14 protein-coding genes and 1 pseudogene are annotated in these 14,132 nt (G+C 63.6%); 12 read left to right on the forward strand and 3 right to left on the reverse strand.

Features of this window, described 5'->3' with window-relative positions:
* Positions 1–17: 17 nt before the first annotated feature.
* Both ACVWWD_RS16745 and ACVWWD_RS16750 read right to left on the reverse strand, forming a co-directional pair.
* Positions 18–950 carry a dimethylarginine dimethylaminohydrolase family protein gene (locus ACVWWD_RS16745; RefSeq protein ID WP_015318637.1) on the reverse strand — a complete coding sequence of 311 codons (933 nt, stop codon included), beginning with the start codon at positions 948–950 and terminating at the stop codon, positions 18–20.
* 41 nt (positions 951–991) lie between these two features.
* Positions 992–2,578 carry a zinc-binding metallopeptidase family protein gene (locus ACVWWD_RS16750; protein WP_352548154.1) on the reverse strand — a complete coding sequence of 529 codons (1,587 nt, stop codon included), beginning with the start codon at positions 2,576–2,578 and terminating at the stop codon, positions 992–994.
* Positions 2,579–2,654: 76 nt separating this feature from the next.
* On the opposite strand from ACVWWD_RS16750, the gene ACVWWD_RS16755 reads away from it, so the two are divergent.
* The 5 genes and pseudogenes from ACVWWD_RS16755 (at position 2,655) to ACVWWD_RS16775 (ending at position 7,623) form a co-directional block, all read left to right on the forward strand.
* Complete coding sequence (locus ACVWWD_RS16755; RefSeq protein WP_352548156.1) at positions 2,655–3,551, forward strand: LysR substrate-binding domain-containing protein; 897 nt, start codon at positions 2,655–2,657, stop codon at positions 3,549–3,551.
* Positions 3,552–3,673: 122 nt separating this feature from the next.
* Positions 3,674–4,768: an ABC transporter ATP-binding protein gene (locus tag ACVWWD_RS16760; protein ID WP_023784308.1), complete on the forward strand. Its 1,095-nt coding sequence runs from the start codon at positions 3,674–3,676 to the stop codon at positions 4,766–4,768.
* Between the two features lie 70 nt (positions 4,769–4,838).
* Positions 4,839–5,951: an ABC transporter substrate-binding protein gene (locus ACVWWD_RS16765; RefSeq protein WP_023771581.1), complete on the forward strand. Its 1,113-nt coding sequence runs from the start codon at positions 4,839–4,841 to the stop codon at positions 5,949–5,951.
* 22 nt (positions 5,952–5,973) lie between these two features.
* Positions 5,974–6,808 (forward strand): annotated as a pseudogene (locus ACVWWD_RS16770) (ABC transporter permease).
* On the forward strand, positions 6,808–7,623 hold the full coding sequence (locus ACVWWD_RS16775) for an ABC transporter permease (RefSeq protein WP_352548159.1): 816 nt from the start codon (positions 6,808–6,810) through the stop codon (positions 7,621–7,623). Before ACVWWD_RS16770 ends, ACVWWD_RS16775 begins: the two are co-directional and overlap by 1 nt.
* Here the strand turns inward: ACVWWD_RS16775 and ACVWWD_RS16780 are convergent.
* A complete protein-coding gene (locus tag ACVWWD_RS16780; RefSeq protein ID WP_352548160.1) occupies positions 7,620–8,408 on the reverse strand; it encodes a 2-keto-4-pentenoate hydratase in 789 nt (262 codons plus the stop codon). The two genes, ACVWWD_RS16775 and ACVWWD_RS16780, sit on opposite strands and share 4 nt — an antisense overlap.
* A 322-nt stretch (positions 8,409–8,730) precedes the next feature.
* Between ACVWWD_RS16780 and ACVWWD_RS16785 the strand changes: the two genes are divergently transcribed.
* From ACVWWD_RS16785 to ccmE, 7 genes are all read left to right on the forward strand, one after another.
* Positions 8,731–9,138: a DUF3168 domain-containing protein gene (locus ACVWWD_RS16785; RefSeq protein WP_023784313.1), complete on the forward strand. Its 408-nt coding sequence runs from the start codon at positions 8,731–8,733 to the stop codon at positions 9,136–9,138.
* Between the two features lie 170 nt (positions 9,139–9,308).
* Complete coding sequence (locus tag ACVWWD_RS16790) at positions 9,309–9,608, forward strand: hypothetical protein (protein ID WP_023771585.1); 300 nt, start codon at positions 9,309–9,311, stop codon at positions 9,606–9,608.
* A 77-nt stretch (positions 9,609–9,685) separates the two neighbouring features.
* Positions 9,686–10,351 carry a response regulator transcription factor gene (locus tag ACVWWD_RS16795; protein ID WP_352548162.1) on the forward strand — a complete coding sequence of 222 codons (666 nt, stop codon included), beginning with the start codon at positions 9,686–9,688 and terminating at the stop codon, positions 10,349–10,351.
* Positions 10,335–11,768 carry an ATP-binding protein gene (locus ACVWWD_RS16800; RefSeq protein ID WP_023771586.1) on the forward strand — a complete coding sequence of 478 codons (1,434 nt, stop codon included), beginning with the start codon at positions 10,335–10,337 and terminating at the stop codon, positions 11,766–11,768. The genes ACVWWD_RS16795 and ACVWWD_RS16800 overlap by 17 nt, the downstream gene beginning before the upstream one ends.
* Before the next feature lie 186 nt (positions 11,769–11,954).
* Positions 11,955–12,395, forward strand: a complete 441-nt coding sequence (locus tag ACVWWD_RS16805; protein WP_352548165.1) for a hypothetical protein — start codon at positions 11,955–11,957, stop codon at positions 12,393–12,395.
* Positions 12,396–12,518: 123 nt separating this feature from the next.
* Positions 12,519–13,655 carry a c-type cytochrome biogenesis protein CcmI gene (gene ccmI / locus ACVWWD_RS16810; protein WP_352548166.1) on the forward strand — a complete coding sequence of 379 codons (1,137 nt, stop codon included), beginning with the start codon at positions 12,519–12,521 and terminating at the stop codon, positions 13,653–13,655.
* Positions 13,656–13,663: 8 nt separating this feature from the next.
* Positions 13,664–14,107 (forward strand): cytochrome c maturation protein CcmE, encoded by a 444-nt coding sequence (gene ccmE, locus ACVWWD_RS16815; RefSeq protein WP_015318623.1) that lies wholly within the window; start codon positions 13,664–13,666, stop codon positions 14,105–14,107.
* Positions 14,108–14,132: the final 25 nt, after the last annotated feature.

Genomic DNA, 14,132 nt, shown 5'->3' on the forward strand with positions numbered 1-14,132 from the left:
GTGAGAGCGGCGGTCCTCTATGCCGCCTCACGTTTCAGCGCCTGTGCCATGCAATGGATACCGCCGCCGGTCTTGGAGATTTCGCTCATGTCGACTGCCGCGACCTCGAAGCCGCGCGCCTTGAGTTTTTCGATCAGCGTCTTGCTGGACGTCGGCGCGATCACCCGGTCCTTGCCCAGCGACATGAAGTTGCAGCCGAGCGCCATCGTGTCCTGGAAGGGAACGTCGATGATCTCGTGACCCTTGCCCTTCAGCCAGTCGACGATGCCGGGCTCGGTGCAGGCGAGGCAGACGGCGGTGAGCTTTTCGGCGATCGGCACCACCATCAGGTCGATATGGACGTAATATTCGTCGATGAAGGCAATGCGTGTCTCCCAGCCTTCCTTCTCGAACCAGGCCTGCACCTGGCGGGCGCCTTCCTCCTGCGTGCGGGCGCCGCCGCAGCCGATCAGCACCACGCCGTCCTCGATGACATTGAAGTCGCCGCCCTCGAAAGTGCCGGCCGTCACCATGTCATAGATCGGGATGCCGAGCTTTTCATAGGTGCGGATGGCGGCGTAGTTCTCGCCGCGCCGCCACCAGTTGGCCATGGCGGTGATGATCGCGCCATAAGGCGTCATGACGCTGGAATCGCGGGAATAGACCTGCATCGGCAATTCCGGCGTCGGCTCGTGCCAGTGGATGTTGACGCCGAAATGCTCGTAGGCCGCGACAAGATCCTTGTGCTGCGCCTGCGCGATCTGGACGTTGCAGGGGGCTTCGCGCAGGTGCTTGCGCGACAGCGAGCTGGTCGACAGGTGGCGCAGGAAATTCGGCGATCCGAGCAGCACGTCGGTCAACACATCGGTTTCGTTGGCGAAGCCCCAGACGGTCAGCGGCTTGGTGCCGCCGGCCGGGTTGCGACGTTGAAGCGAAAACGGCTCGGCGATGATGCGGTCATGGACGGTCATGCGGGTTCTCCTCGTGGGCTCGTTCTAAAGGGTTGCTCAGGTCATGCGTTGTTTGGGATCCACCAGTCGCGGCCGCGCGCGGTGGTGACATATTCCGGCCAGCGGAAGTTGATGGGCGGGTCGTAGTCGCAGAGTGGCGCGATCCAGTTGGAGCCGCCGACGCCACCGCCGGTACGGGTGGTGAACTCGTCCTTTGCCGCGTCGCGGACGGTCTGGTCCTCGAGCAGGCGCAGCGCCGTCAGCGCGACCGTCTTGGCGGCGCAGATGACCATCGGGTCGATCGTCGCGGGAATGCCACCCAGCGCATTCATCACCCAAGAGGGATATGCGCTGCCATTCGCGGACCGGAGCGCTGGGCGGGCGACATAGAAGCGGGCGGTCGGCGCGTGCCAGCTCATGTCGGTGTAGTCGTCGGAGGTCGAGTTCACCTGAGAGGGCGGCAGGTCGCGGCGCAGGACTGCCTCGGCCTCTTGTGGCGAAATCAGCCGCTCAAGCTCCTCGATAAAGGGGTTTTCGGTAGCAGTGCCGCCGGCATTGACCTGGATTTCCCGCGCGATCGTTCTGGCGACTTGGTCCCAGCGTGGCGGCCCGACAGTCGACAGGGCTTCATAGGCAATCCCGGCCATGGCGTGGTTCGCGAGCCCAGGCCGCGACTTCGACACCCAGTGCCGCTCGTAGCGGCAGCCGCTGATCGCGGCCGCGGCCGCGGCATTGCGGTCGAGCACCGCCGTTACCTGCTCGGCCATGCCGATGGTGGGCACGCGGATCATGTACTGGATCTCCGCCAGTCCCGCCGGCAGATTGTCGGCCGTGGCCTGGCCGGCCGTCAGGATCGCCTCGCTGATCGACCAGCCGCCCTGGTGCGGCAGCATGGAATCGCGCAACGCCTTGGAGGCCATGTACATGGTCATCAGTGCGTCGTTGGCGCCCGGTGCCCTGACGGCCGAATGCGCCTGCGGGATCGGTGCGCCGTCGCTTGCGCGAACCCAATTTTCGGGTTCGTCGCAGACGAATCGATAGATCATCGCGTAGGCCGCGCCGCAATGCGTGTCCCAGCGCGCGGTATTGCAGAGCGGCAGCATGTAGAAGGGATGGAAGGAGATCATGCCGGCAAGGCCGTCATAGTAGCCTTTTGCCGCATGGATCGGCTTCGAACCGCGCACTTTCTCAGCCGGCTCGCCGGTAAAGCGCAGCGTGCCTTGAATGTCGTGGCGCTGCATGGCGGCTTTGGTGGCGAGCAGGCCGCCGAGACTTGCTATGCCGAGCCCCGAATGCGGGTCGGTATGGCCGCCGGCCTCGGCGCCAAGGCCAGGTCGCGGCTGCCTCACAGTCACGGCGTCCTGGCAATTGCCGGGCACGGCATCATATTCGGCATACATGCCCACCGTCGGTCCGGCACCGTTCGTCCAATGGGCGCAAAAGGCGGTCGGCATGCCGCCCGAGCCTTCCTCGACCGAAAATCCCTCGCGCTTGAGCCGATCGACATACCAGGCGGCCGACTGGTACTCGCGCCAGGCGGTCTCGCCGAAATCGAAGATGGTGCGTGTCCATGCCGACAGCAGGGGCTGGATGCCGTCGAGGCAGGCAAGCGCGGTCTCTTGCGCCGATGTCGTCACCGGTTTGTCCATGCTCTAGAAGAAAGCAGTGAAGCGGCTCGCCAAAAAGTGATATGTTTTCCTGGTTCATGCAAATTCGGTTCACCTCTTGAGAATTCCATCGACACAGGCGCTACGCGCGCTCGACAGTTTTGCCAGGCATGGCAGCGTCTGGCGCGCCGCCGACGAACTGCACCTGACCCGCAGCGCGGTGAGCCACCAATTGCGGCTGCTCGAGCGCGATCTCGGCTTCGATCTGCTGGAGCGCATCGGCAAGGGGGTGGCGCTCACCCCGCGTGGGCAGCGCTATGCCAGCGACGTGCGCAAGGCGCTGACCGTGCTGGGTGACGCGGTGACGCGCGATGCCGGCACTGGCGTCGGCGGCTCGTTCGCCGTCTCTTGTACACCGGGCTTCGCCTCGCTGTTCCTGTGCACCCATATCGGCGAGTTCCGGCAGATGTACCCCGATGTCGCGCTGCGCATCCTGACGCCCCGGCGGCTCGACGATGTCAGCAATGCCGAGGCAGACGCCTTCATCGCATTTGGCGTGGGCAATTGGCCGAACCGTATGGCCGAGCTGTTGTGCGAAATCTCGTTCACCCCGCTCTGCAGCCCGACGCTGCTCAACAAGGTCGGCGGCTTTTCCCGGCCGGCGGACGTGCTGCGCGCCAATCTGCTCCATCTCGACGACACCGAGGATTGGGCACGCTGGCTGGCGCTGTCCAAGGTCGAGAACCCGGACACCGAAGGCGGCATCTTCTTTTCCGACATGAACCTCGTCTTCTCGGCGGCGATTGCCGGGCAGGGGATCGCCATGGGTGACGAACTGACCAGCCGCCGTGCGCTGAGCGAAGGCCGTCTGGTCAGGCCTTTCGACATCGCGATCAATTCGCCGCGCTCCTATTTTCTGGTCTCCGAACACGCCAAGGCCTCGCACCCGGTCCTGCAAGCGTTCGCGGGATGGCTGAGGTCGACTCTCTCCGAGAACCGCATTCAGCCTTATTGAGAGGCAGGGTGGCGCCAGCCCGCCATAGATGAATGAAATTTGCCGATCAGGCGAAAACTATTTGGTTGCGGTGAGCTTCGGCCCTGCCTACGATTTGGCTCAACGGTAAGGATAGAGGCAGGATGCAGCAACCCGGCCGGGCCGCAGAGATCAAGGCAATCGGGATCGGCAAGAGCTTCGGCTCGTTCCGTGCGCTGGACAATCTAACGCTCGACATAGGCCGCGGCGAATTCCTGACGCTGCTTGGGCCCTCCGGCTCCGGCAAGACCACCTTCCTGATGATCCTGGCCGGCTTCGTGCAGCCGACCGAGGGCAGGCTTTTCAGCGACGGCGCCGATATCACCGGCCGCCCGGCCGAGCAGCGTGCCGCCGGCATGGTGTTCCAGGGCTATGCGCTCTTTCCGCATATGAGCGTCGAGGCCAACATCGCCTTCCCGCTCAAGGTCCGCAAGAAATCGGCCGCCGAGATCAAAAAGCGTGTCGGCGAGATGATCGAGCGCGTCGGTCTGGTGGGCCACGAGAAGAAATTGCCCTCGCAGCTTTCCGGTGGCCAGCAGCAGCGCGTCGCGCTGGCCCGGGCGCTAGTGTTCGAGCCGGGCGTGCTCCTGCTCGACGAGCCGTTTTCGGCGCTGGACAAGAGCCTGCGCGGCCAGATGCAGGCAGAGATGAAGCGCCTGCACCAGGAGACTGGCACCACCTTCGTCTTCGTTACCCACGACCAGAGCGAGGCGCTGGCGCTGTCTTCGCGCGTCGCCATCTTCAATCATGGCAAACTGCTGCAGGTCGGCGCGCCGGACGAGGTCTACGACCGGCCGGACAATCGCTTCGTCGCCGAGTTCCTCGGCGAGATCAACATGCTGCCGCTGAAAGGGGTTAAGCCCCTCGACAACGGCTCGACCGGCCTCTGTGAGGACCGCGCGGTCAGCATGCACTGCAAGGCTGAGAAGGTCCGTGGCGACGCCATCCTGGCGATCCGGCCCGAACACATGTCGATAGCGCGCGAGGCCGCCGCCGGAGAGAACGGCATTGCCGCGACGGCAATCGCCTCGACCTACCTGGGGGCGGCGACCAAGCTCGACCTCACCACGCGCCAGGGTGCCAAAGTCACCGTCTCGGTGCCCAACGAGGTCGCGGCGGCGGCGCTCAGCAAGGGCAACTCCGTGTGGCTGACATGGCCGGCGGAAAAGGGTTTCCTCCTTCCGGACGGAGGACAATGAGCGCCGGCGCGGCCTGATCCGCCGCACCGGCTTCCGGAATTAAAATCAACGAAAACAAAGGGGAACTGACATGAACGACACCAAGAAACAGGCCATCGAAACGCTGTCCGAAAGGACGAGGCGCGGCGAGATCTCGCGTCGTCAATTCACGCAACTCGCTGCCCTCGTGCTCGCCGGCACGCCGATGCTGCTGCGCTCGACCGGCGCCTTTGCCGCAGCGAAGGAACTTGTGCTGGTCAACTGGGGCGGCGATGCCATCACGGCCTACGACGCGGCCTATGGCCAGGCCTTCACCAAGGACACCGGCATCACCGTCAAGATGGACGGCTCGGGCCCTACCGAAGGCGCTATCGCCGCGCAATCCAAGAGCGGCGCCCCGACCTGGGACCTGGTCGACGTCGACCCGTTCTCGGCCATTACGCTCGGCGCCCAAGGCATGCTCGAGCCGATCGACTACAACATAGTCGACAAGAAGAAGATGCGGCCGGGCTTCGGCTGGGACTATGCCGCCTCGACCTATTTCTTCTCCTATGTCATCGCCTACGATTCCGAGAAATACGGCAAGGATGCACCGACCGGCATGGCCGATTTCTTCGATGTGAAGAAATTCCCGGGCAAGCGTTCGCTCTACAAATGGGGCGTGTCGAGCTGGGAAGCGGCCCTTTTGGCCGACGGCATCGCGCCGGCTTCGCTCTACCCGCTCGACCTAAAACGTGCGCATGACAAGATATCGGCCTTCAAGGAAAACGTCGTCGCCTATTGGGGCGGCGGCGCTGAGAGCCAGAGCGTGCTGCTCAATGGCGAAGCCTCGATGGCGATCGTCTGGTCGACGCGCGCCTCGCTGATCGAGCAGGATTCCGGCGGCAAGATAAAGTTCATCTGGGACCAAGGCCTGATCTCGCCCGGCGCGCTGGCCGTGCTCAAGAACAACCCAGGCGGCAAGGATGCGGCGATGAAGTTCATCGCCAGCGCCCAGGATCCGGAAAAGCAGCTCGTCATGTTCGACAAGCTCGGCCAGGGCCCGGCCAATCCGGCGACTGACGCGCTGATCCCCGCCGACAAGAAGCGCATCAACCCCGTCGATCCCGAGAACATGAAGAAGCAGATCGCGCTCGACATGGACTGGTACGCCAAGAACTATGGGCCGGCGCTCGACGAATACACCAAGATCATCTCCGCCTGAGCGGCGGCGATGCTGATCTGACATGAGAGGCGTTCTCTCCGACAGGATGGGCGCGGCGCTGTTGATGGCGCCGCTGCTCCTTTTTCTCGGCCTTGCCTATGCCTGGCCATTTCTCGGCGTGGTGAAATGGAGTTTCACCTTGCCGACGCCCGGGCTTGGCCAGTACCAGGCATTGCTCACCGACGATCTGGTCCAGTCGGTGTTCATCCGCACGCTACGCATCGCCGCGATTGTCACTATTGTGTCGGTCGCCGCCGCCTATGCCATCACGCTCGTCTGGGTTCGCGGCAGCCCGGCGCAGCGTCTCATGGCCGAATTCTGCATCCTGGTGCCGTTCTGGATCTCGGTGCTGACACGCGCCTTCGGCTGGGTGGCGCTTCTGTCCAATCGCGGCCTGATCAACACCTGGCTGCAGTCGATCGGTTTTATCTCCGAACCGCTGACTTTGGTGCGCAACGAATTCGGCGTCATTGTCGGCATGACGCATTTCCTCATTCCTTTCGCCGTCTTTCCGCTGGCTTCGGCCATGCGCAGCCTTGACGACCGTGTGCTGCTCGCCGCGCGCGGCCTCGGCTCCAGCCGCATGCGCACCTTCTGGACGGTGTTCGTGCCGATGACGCGCTCCGGCATTATCGGCTCCGCGATGATCGTGTTCGTCTTCTCGCTCGGTTTCTTCGTCACGCCGGCGATTCTCGGTGGCGGGCGCAGCGTGATGATCGCCGAACTGATCTATCTCAGGATCTTCCAGAGCCCGGACTGGGGGCTGGGGGGCTGCGATCAGCGTCGTGCTGGTATTGTTCGTCGGCGCGCTGATGGCGCTCTTGTTCCGTTATGTCAGACCGAAGCAGCTGATCTGATGCCGACTTATCGCCCCGGTCCTGTCTCGCTGGTTATCGCCGCCCTGGTGGCGCTGTTCCTGCTGTTGCCGCTGCTTGCCGTCATTCCCGTGTCGCTAACGCCGAGCCGCATGCTGGCTATGCCGACCGGGGAATTGTCGTTGCGCCACTACCGATCGCTGATCGAGGATCCGCGCTGGCTCCAGTCGATCCTGCTTTCGATCCGGATCGGCATCGTCAGCAGCGCCATTTCAACTGTGCTGGCGCTCTGCTTCAGCCTCGGCGTCTGGATGTTCCAGCCGCGCTTCACCGCGACCCTGGTCGGCTTCGTGCTGTTGCCGATGGTGGTGCCGCCGGTGGTTTCGGCGGTCACGCTGTATTTCCTGCTCACCTCGATCTCGGGCGTCAGTTCCTTCTTTGGCTACGACACCTGGCTTGGCGTTGCGATGGCGCATTCGGTGATGACGGTGCCGTTCGCGACGGTGCTGATCCTGGTCTCGCTTAGCCAGCTAGACCGACGCATCGACCTTGCCGCGCGGGGGCTTGGCGCAAGTGTCTGGGAGCGCGCCACGCGCGTCATCATGCCCAACATCAAGTTCGGCATCGTCACCGCGGCACTGCTGTCTTTCGTGCTGTCCTGGGAAGAGATCGGCGTCACCTTGTTCATCACCTCGGTCAACGCCATCACGCTGCCGCGCCTGATGTGGATGGGACTACGCGACAACATCGACCCGGCGATCGCCGCACTTTCCGTGATTTTGATCATCATCACCGTGCTGGTTCTGGCGGTGAGGAGCGTCGTGGTCAGGCTGAACCGGGGGAGCAAGCCGCTCTAGACGAACCGCACCGAGACTTTGCCAAACCTGCCCAAATCGCCAATGACTTCGTCACCGGCGGCGACGCTGATCGGTGTCACGCAAGTTCCGGTGATCACCACCTGTCCCGGCTGGAGCGCTATGCCAAGCCCCGACAGCTCATTGGCGATCCATGTGAGCGCGATACGCGGGTCTCCCAATACAGCCGCGCCCGTTCCATCGTGCCGCGACTTACCCGAGACGAGACCGGTCACGGGGTGCTCCGCGAGGTTCACGTCGCGCCAATCACCTTCCGCGGGCTGGCCGATGACAAACAGATTGGCGCAGGCATTGTCGGCGATCAGCTGCGGCGCGCCGACAGCGCGGAAATCATCATATCGTGAGTCCGGTATTTCGATCGCCGGATGCAAGGTCGCCACGGCGTCCATGACTTGAGCGATTTCATAAGGTGCCGCGCGAGGTGGGATCTGGCGGCTGAAACGGAACGCGAATTCGACCTCGGCGACCCGCATCTTGCTGGTCGCGAGCGAGACGATCCCGCCGATCTCGACCGCTTTTTCTGCAAGCAGACGCCCGGCCATCGGGCCGTCGACATTGATATGCCTTTGACCGGCCAGGCTGGTTGCCGCGATCTTCCAGCCGAAAAGCGGGGCCGCCGAACGCTCCATGACATGCGACTGGATGGCGTAACCTTCGGTGCGTGTTTTCGGCCGCTGTTCCTCGGGTATGGCGTTGAGATGGGTGCCGTTGTCCCAATGGCCTACCAGCAGACGTGACGCGGCCCTGGCCTTTTCTGTATCGAGCATGGTCAGCTCCGGAAACCGGGAACATGCCTTCTGTCCGGCCAAGCCGGCAAGGAACATTCCGTCGCATGGACCAGCCTATATGGGACAAGATCGCGTGACCAGACAATCGGAGGCAAGCTCATGGTCAATCTGCCAGGCTCTACCGCGCCGGCTGACGAGATTGTCGGCAAGTCGTATTTTCGAGATCATCGGCGTTCATAATTCCGATGACGAATCGCCATCGTCTTCGCGTGGCGAACCGCTATATCTGAGAAGGGATGCGAACATGGGCAGGCTTTACGACAAGCATTGTCGATGGCGCAACGGCTTAAGGAAATGGACGATGACCGCGCCCGGCGATTTGCAGCAGGCCCTGTTTCTGAGACTGAAAAGCGATGCGTCGCTATCGGCGCTGCTGGGCGGCGCCGGACTGCTCGAGCGGGCAACCGACAACGTAGCCTTTCCTTATGTGACTTCAGGCCAGACGTCTGCCTTCGAATGGGACACCGGCGCCGAGAACAACGACGACCAGCTGATCACGCTGCATGTCTGGTCGAAGGCGCATGGCGAGGCCGAGACGCGGGCGATCATGGATGCCATCAAGGCGCGGCTTGCCGGAGCGGTGTTGGTTATAGGCCCGCGTGGCCAGACGCGGCTGTCGCTGGAATTCAGCGAGGCGCGCTATGATGAGGAACTCCTTGTCCACCATGGGCTGCTGCGATTCCGTGCGCTGACGCAGGAAAACGCGTGACGCACTTTCAATATCACCGAAACGGAGTCTAGATTGAGCTTTCGCGGGTCTCACTGGCGGGGCGGTGAAATCCAAGGTGTCTGTCTCGCGTTGCAGGGGGTGGCGAGCATGGTTTCAGCGCGGTTCACTGTTCATTTCACGTTCAGCACAGATGCGTTACAACGCGGGTCATGAAAACGCTTCGCTTCCATTTCCGAACCGCGACCCTGGCGCTTAGTGCCGCCGGGCTGTTTGCGTCGCAGGCAATGGCGATACCGGTCATCGAGCCCGATCAGGCCAGCCCGATCGTCCTGGCTGCATCCGACTGCTATGCGATCGGTCAGCAGGTGGCTCAGCAGAATGGCGGAACGCTCGCCAAGGCCTCGGCATCGACGCGTGGCGGTCAGCCGGTCTGCGTCATCGTCGTTCTCGTGCCCGGCAAGGACGGACAACGTCCGCGCCGCTCCGAAATCGTCGTTCCACAGAACTGACCGGTCTCCCTCCGTTTCCCAGGCCGGCGGAATCGGCCTATACCTGAAATCTTCAATCAACAGGCATTGGTCCCCGTATGCGCGTACTCGTCGTCGAGGATGACAAGGATCTCAACCGGCAGATCTCGGATGCGCTGGTCGATGCCGGCTATGTCGTCGATCGTGCCTTCGATGGCGAGGAGGGCCATTTCCTCGGCGACACAGAGCCTTACGATGCCGTTGTGCTCGACATCGGCCTGCCGCAGATGGACGGCATCAGCGTGGTCGAGCGCTGGCGTCGCGGCGGCCGCAAAATGCCGGTGCTGATCCTGACCGCTCGTGACCGCTGGAGCGACAAGGTCTCCGGCATCGACGCGGGCGCCGACGACTACGTCACCAAGCCGTTCCACATCGAGGAGGTGCTGGCGCGCGTCAGGGCCCTGATCCGCCGCGCGGCCGGCCACGCCTCGTCGGAACTGACCTGCGGGCCGCTGCGTCTCGACACGAAGGCTTCGAAGGCCGATGTCAACGGCGTGCCGCTGAAATTGACGTCGCACGAATTCCGGCTGCTTGCCTATCTGATGCACCACATGGGCGAGGTCGTTTCGCGCACCGAACTGGTCGAGCATCTCTACGACCAGGACTTCGACCGTGATTCCAACACCATCGAGGTCTTTGTCGGGCGGTTGCGCAAGAAGATGGACATCGACATGATCGAAACGGTACGCGGCATGGGCTACCGCATGCGTGAGCCGGAGGCGTAAGGCGGAACCGCTCCCCACCAACCCGACCGTGGACGGACGGCTCTCGCTGCGCGCGTGGCCGCGCTCGCTGACGTTCCGCGTCATCGCCTTCTCCACGGTGTGGGCGATCCTGACCCTGGTCGTTATCTTCACCCTGATCACCACCCTCTACCGGCAGGCCAGCGAGCGGGGCTTCGACAGCCTGTTGTCGGCGCATCTGTTCAACCTGATCGGCTCCATCGGCATCTCCGACAGCGGCGCGTTGACGGGCTCCCCCGATCTTGGCGATCTCCGTTTCTCGGAACCGAATTCGGGCTGGTACTGGTCCGTCGAGCCCGCCTCGGAAGGCGTTCACGGCGATCTTCACTCGTCGTCGATGACCCGGACCATCCCGTCGCCGGACGTGGCGGATGTTCCGTTCAACGCCAATTTCCAGCGCAGCTATGCCGCGCAAGGCATCAATGGCGAGGAACTGGTGGTATTCGAAAGCGAATTCGTTCTCGACGCGAAGAACCGCGCCGCGCGCTTCCGCGTCATGGGCAACAAGACCGAGTTGGAGCAGGAAATAGGAACGTTCCAACGCCGCTTGCTGACCTATCTCAGCCTGTTCGGCATCGGCATGATCGCCATCAACGCCATTGCCATCCTGCTCGGGCTGCAGCCGCTGCGCCGGGTCCGGAACGCGCTTGCCATGGTGCGGGAGGGCACCGCACAGAAGCTCGACGGCCGCTTCCCGGCCGAGATCGAACCGCTAGCCAACGAAACCAACGCGCTGATTGAAAACAACAAACGCATCGTGGAGCGCTCTCGGACCCAGGTCGGCAACCTCGCCCATTCCCTGAAGACACCGCTCGCCGTTCTGCTCAACGAGGGCCGGGCGCTTGGCGGCGCCAAGGGACAGTTGATCGCCGAGCAGGCCGCCTCCATGCAAAAACAGATCGACCATTACCTGCAGCGTGCCCGCGTCGCGGCGCAGCGCGACAGCGTCGTCTATCGCACGCCGGTGGCACCGCTGGTGCAGCGCATGGTGCGCGTTTTGCAGAAGCTGAACCCGCAGACCAGCCTTTCGCTGTCGCTGCCGGCCACCGAGATAGTCTTTGCCGGCGAACGCGAGGACCTCGAGGAACTGCTTGGCAATCTTCTCGAAAATGCGGTGAAATGGGCAAGGAGTGCTGTCGCGGTCTCGGTCGTGCCCTTGGCCGGCAAGGATGAGAGCCTGTTCGAGATCAGCATCGAGGATGACGGACCGGGTATTCCCGAGGACAAGGCCCGTGAAGCGCTGAAGCGGGGGCGGCGCCTCGATGAGACCAAGCCTGGGACAGGCCTGGGCCTTGCCATTGTCGCCGATCTCGTCAACGAGTATGGAGGCGCCCTGGCGCTCGATCGGTCCGGCATGGGCGGACTGAAGGCGGCGGTGCGATTGCGGAGCCTGCAGTAATGCTACCCAAGCCAATCGGCAGCAATGGAAGGCGCATGTTGTGGCGGCATATCGATTGACCCCGGAGCAGCCGCCAGCGGCCAAATTTCCGACAAATATCAACACTATCGCCACGCCTACTTCTCCGATGACGCGGCCCCCGGCGCATCCATGGCAGGCTCCAACTCAAGAAAACCGGTTGTTGGCATGAAGATTCGCGTCGCGCTTGTTTCCGCATTGCTGGCCGTCTCGGGCTGCACCACCTTCAGCGGCAAGGGCCCGACCGTGGCGGCGACACCGGCCTCGACGCCTCCGGCCGGCGGCAAGGTCGTCACCAAGTCGATCATTTCCGCCATGGGCGGCGGCCTCATTGGCGGGTCGATCGGCAACGGTCTGAGCGACACGGAGAAGCGCAGCGCGCTCGAGGCCGAATACAAGGCGCTGGAATACAACACCAGCGGCCAGAAGGTGACCTGGAAGGGCGATCAGGCCTCGCGCTATGGAGAGGTGGTCCCAGCCCAGCCTTACCGCGTCGGTTCGCAGGATTGCCGCCAATACACGCAGACGGTGTTCGCGGCCGGCGCCAGCGTCACGGCGCACGGAACAGCCTGTCGCAATGCCGACGGCAGTTGGACGCCATTGACCTAGCCAACCGGGTCCCGTTGCGATCCGGCCGGTTGATTTCGATCGCGACATTCGGCGCGCGTGCCGTCAAAGCGTCGCAGGATGCCTGTGTTGGCAGGGCAGGGCTCTGCCGTTATTGGAAGAACCATGCTGTTCTGGGTCATAGCCGCAATTCTCACGCTGGGCGCCAGCCTGGCGGTGCTTTTGCCGTTGGCCGGTGCCTCCGAGGGCGCATCATCGAGCGGCGATCACGATCTGGAAGTGTATCGCGATCAACTGTCCGAACTCGACCGCGATGCCGCGCGTGGCTTGATAGGGCCCGCCGAAGCCGCGGAGGCGCGCGCCGAGATCGCGCGCCGCATCCTTCGCCTGGGCAACGCGGACATGGCGGCCAAGACGTCCGGCAGGCCATCGGGCACCGTGCGGCTTGTCGCGACCGTTGCGGTGCTGGCGGTTCCGTTGGTCAGTTGGGGGCTCTACAGTCAGATCGGCTCGCCTGACCTGCCATCGCAGCCGCTCAGCGAGCGGTTGGCCAAGAACCCCGCCGACAGTTCGGTCGATGAGCTGGTGGCGCGAGCCGAGGCCCATCTTGCCGCCAATCCTTCCGACGGCAGGGGCTGGGACGTGTTGGCGCCGGTCTATCTGCGTATGCAGCGCTTTGCCGACGCCGCGGCGGCCTACCGCAACGCCATTCGCCTCGACGGCGACAGCGCTGTCCGTCAGGCCGGTCTCGGCGAGGCGATCGCCGGTGCGGCGGGCGGCATTGTTTCGGCCGATGCCCAGGATGCCTTCGAGGCGGCCTTGAAGCTTGACCCGGCCAATGCGAAAGCCGGCTTCTACCTGGCCATGGCACTGGCGCAGGAGGGCCGTGGCAAGGAAGCGGCGGCGGCCTGGCAGGCAATGCTTGGTACGCTGCCGCCGGATTCGCCATGGCGCGGCGCTGTCGAACAGGCGCTGGCCAAATCCGGCGGCCGGGAAGTCGCCTCCGGCACGGCCGCGAAAGGCCCCGATGCCGCCGATGTCGACGCGGCGTCCTCCATGTCGCAGCAGGACAGGGAAGCCATGATCAACACCATGGTCGCCGGCCTGGACGACAAACTTCGTCAAAATCCGCGCGACCCGGAAGGATGGATGCGGCTGGTTCGTTCCTATGTCGTGCTGGGTAAGGCCGATCAGGCGCGCGATGCGCTGGGCCGCGCCATTGCGGTCTTTGGGGCCGATAGTGACGAAGCCAAGAAATTCACCGCCTTTGCCGCCTCGCTCGGCTTGACGGCGACGGAGTAGAATTGGGTATGACGCGCAAGCAGAAACGATTGTCGGTGATCGCGGGCGGATTGGTTTTTCTGGGTGCAGCCACCGGGCTGACCTTCTATGCGCTTGGCCAGAAGGCGTCCTATTTCTACATGCCGGCCGATCTGACCACGGCGAGCGTTCAGCCGGGCCAGCGCATCAGGCTCGGCGGTTTGGTCGAAAAAGGCACCATCCAGCGCGGCCAGGGCGCAACGGTTGCCTTTTCGGTCACCGACACCCACAAATCGGTCAAGGTGACCTATACCGGCATCTTGCCCGACCTTTTCCGCGAGGAGCAGGGTGTCATCACCGAGGGTACCTTCGGCCCTGACGGCGTCTTTGTCGCCGACAGCGTTCTGGCCAAGCACGACGAGCGCTATATGCCCAAGGAAGTAGCCGACGGCCTGAAGGCCAAGGGCGTCTGGCAGGAGAGCAAGAGTGAATAACTCTGGCAGAACAGCAAGCGTGAGC

The sequence above is a fragment of the Mesorhizobium sp. URHB0026 genome (assembly GCF_054059755.1).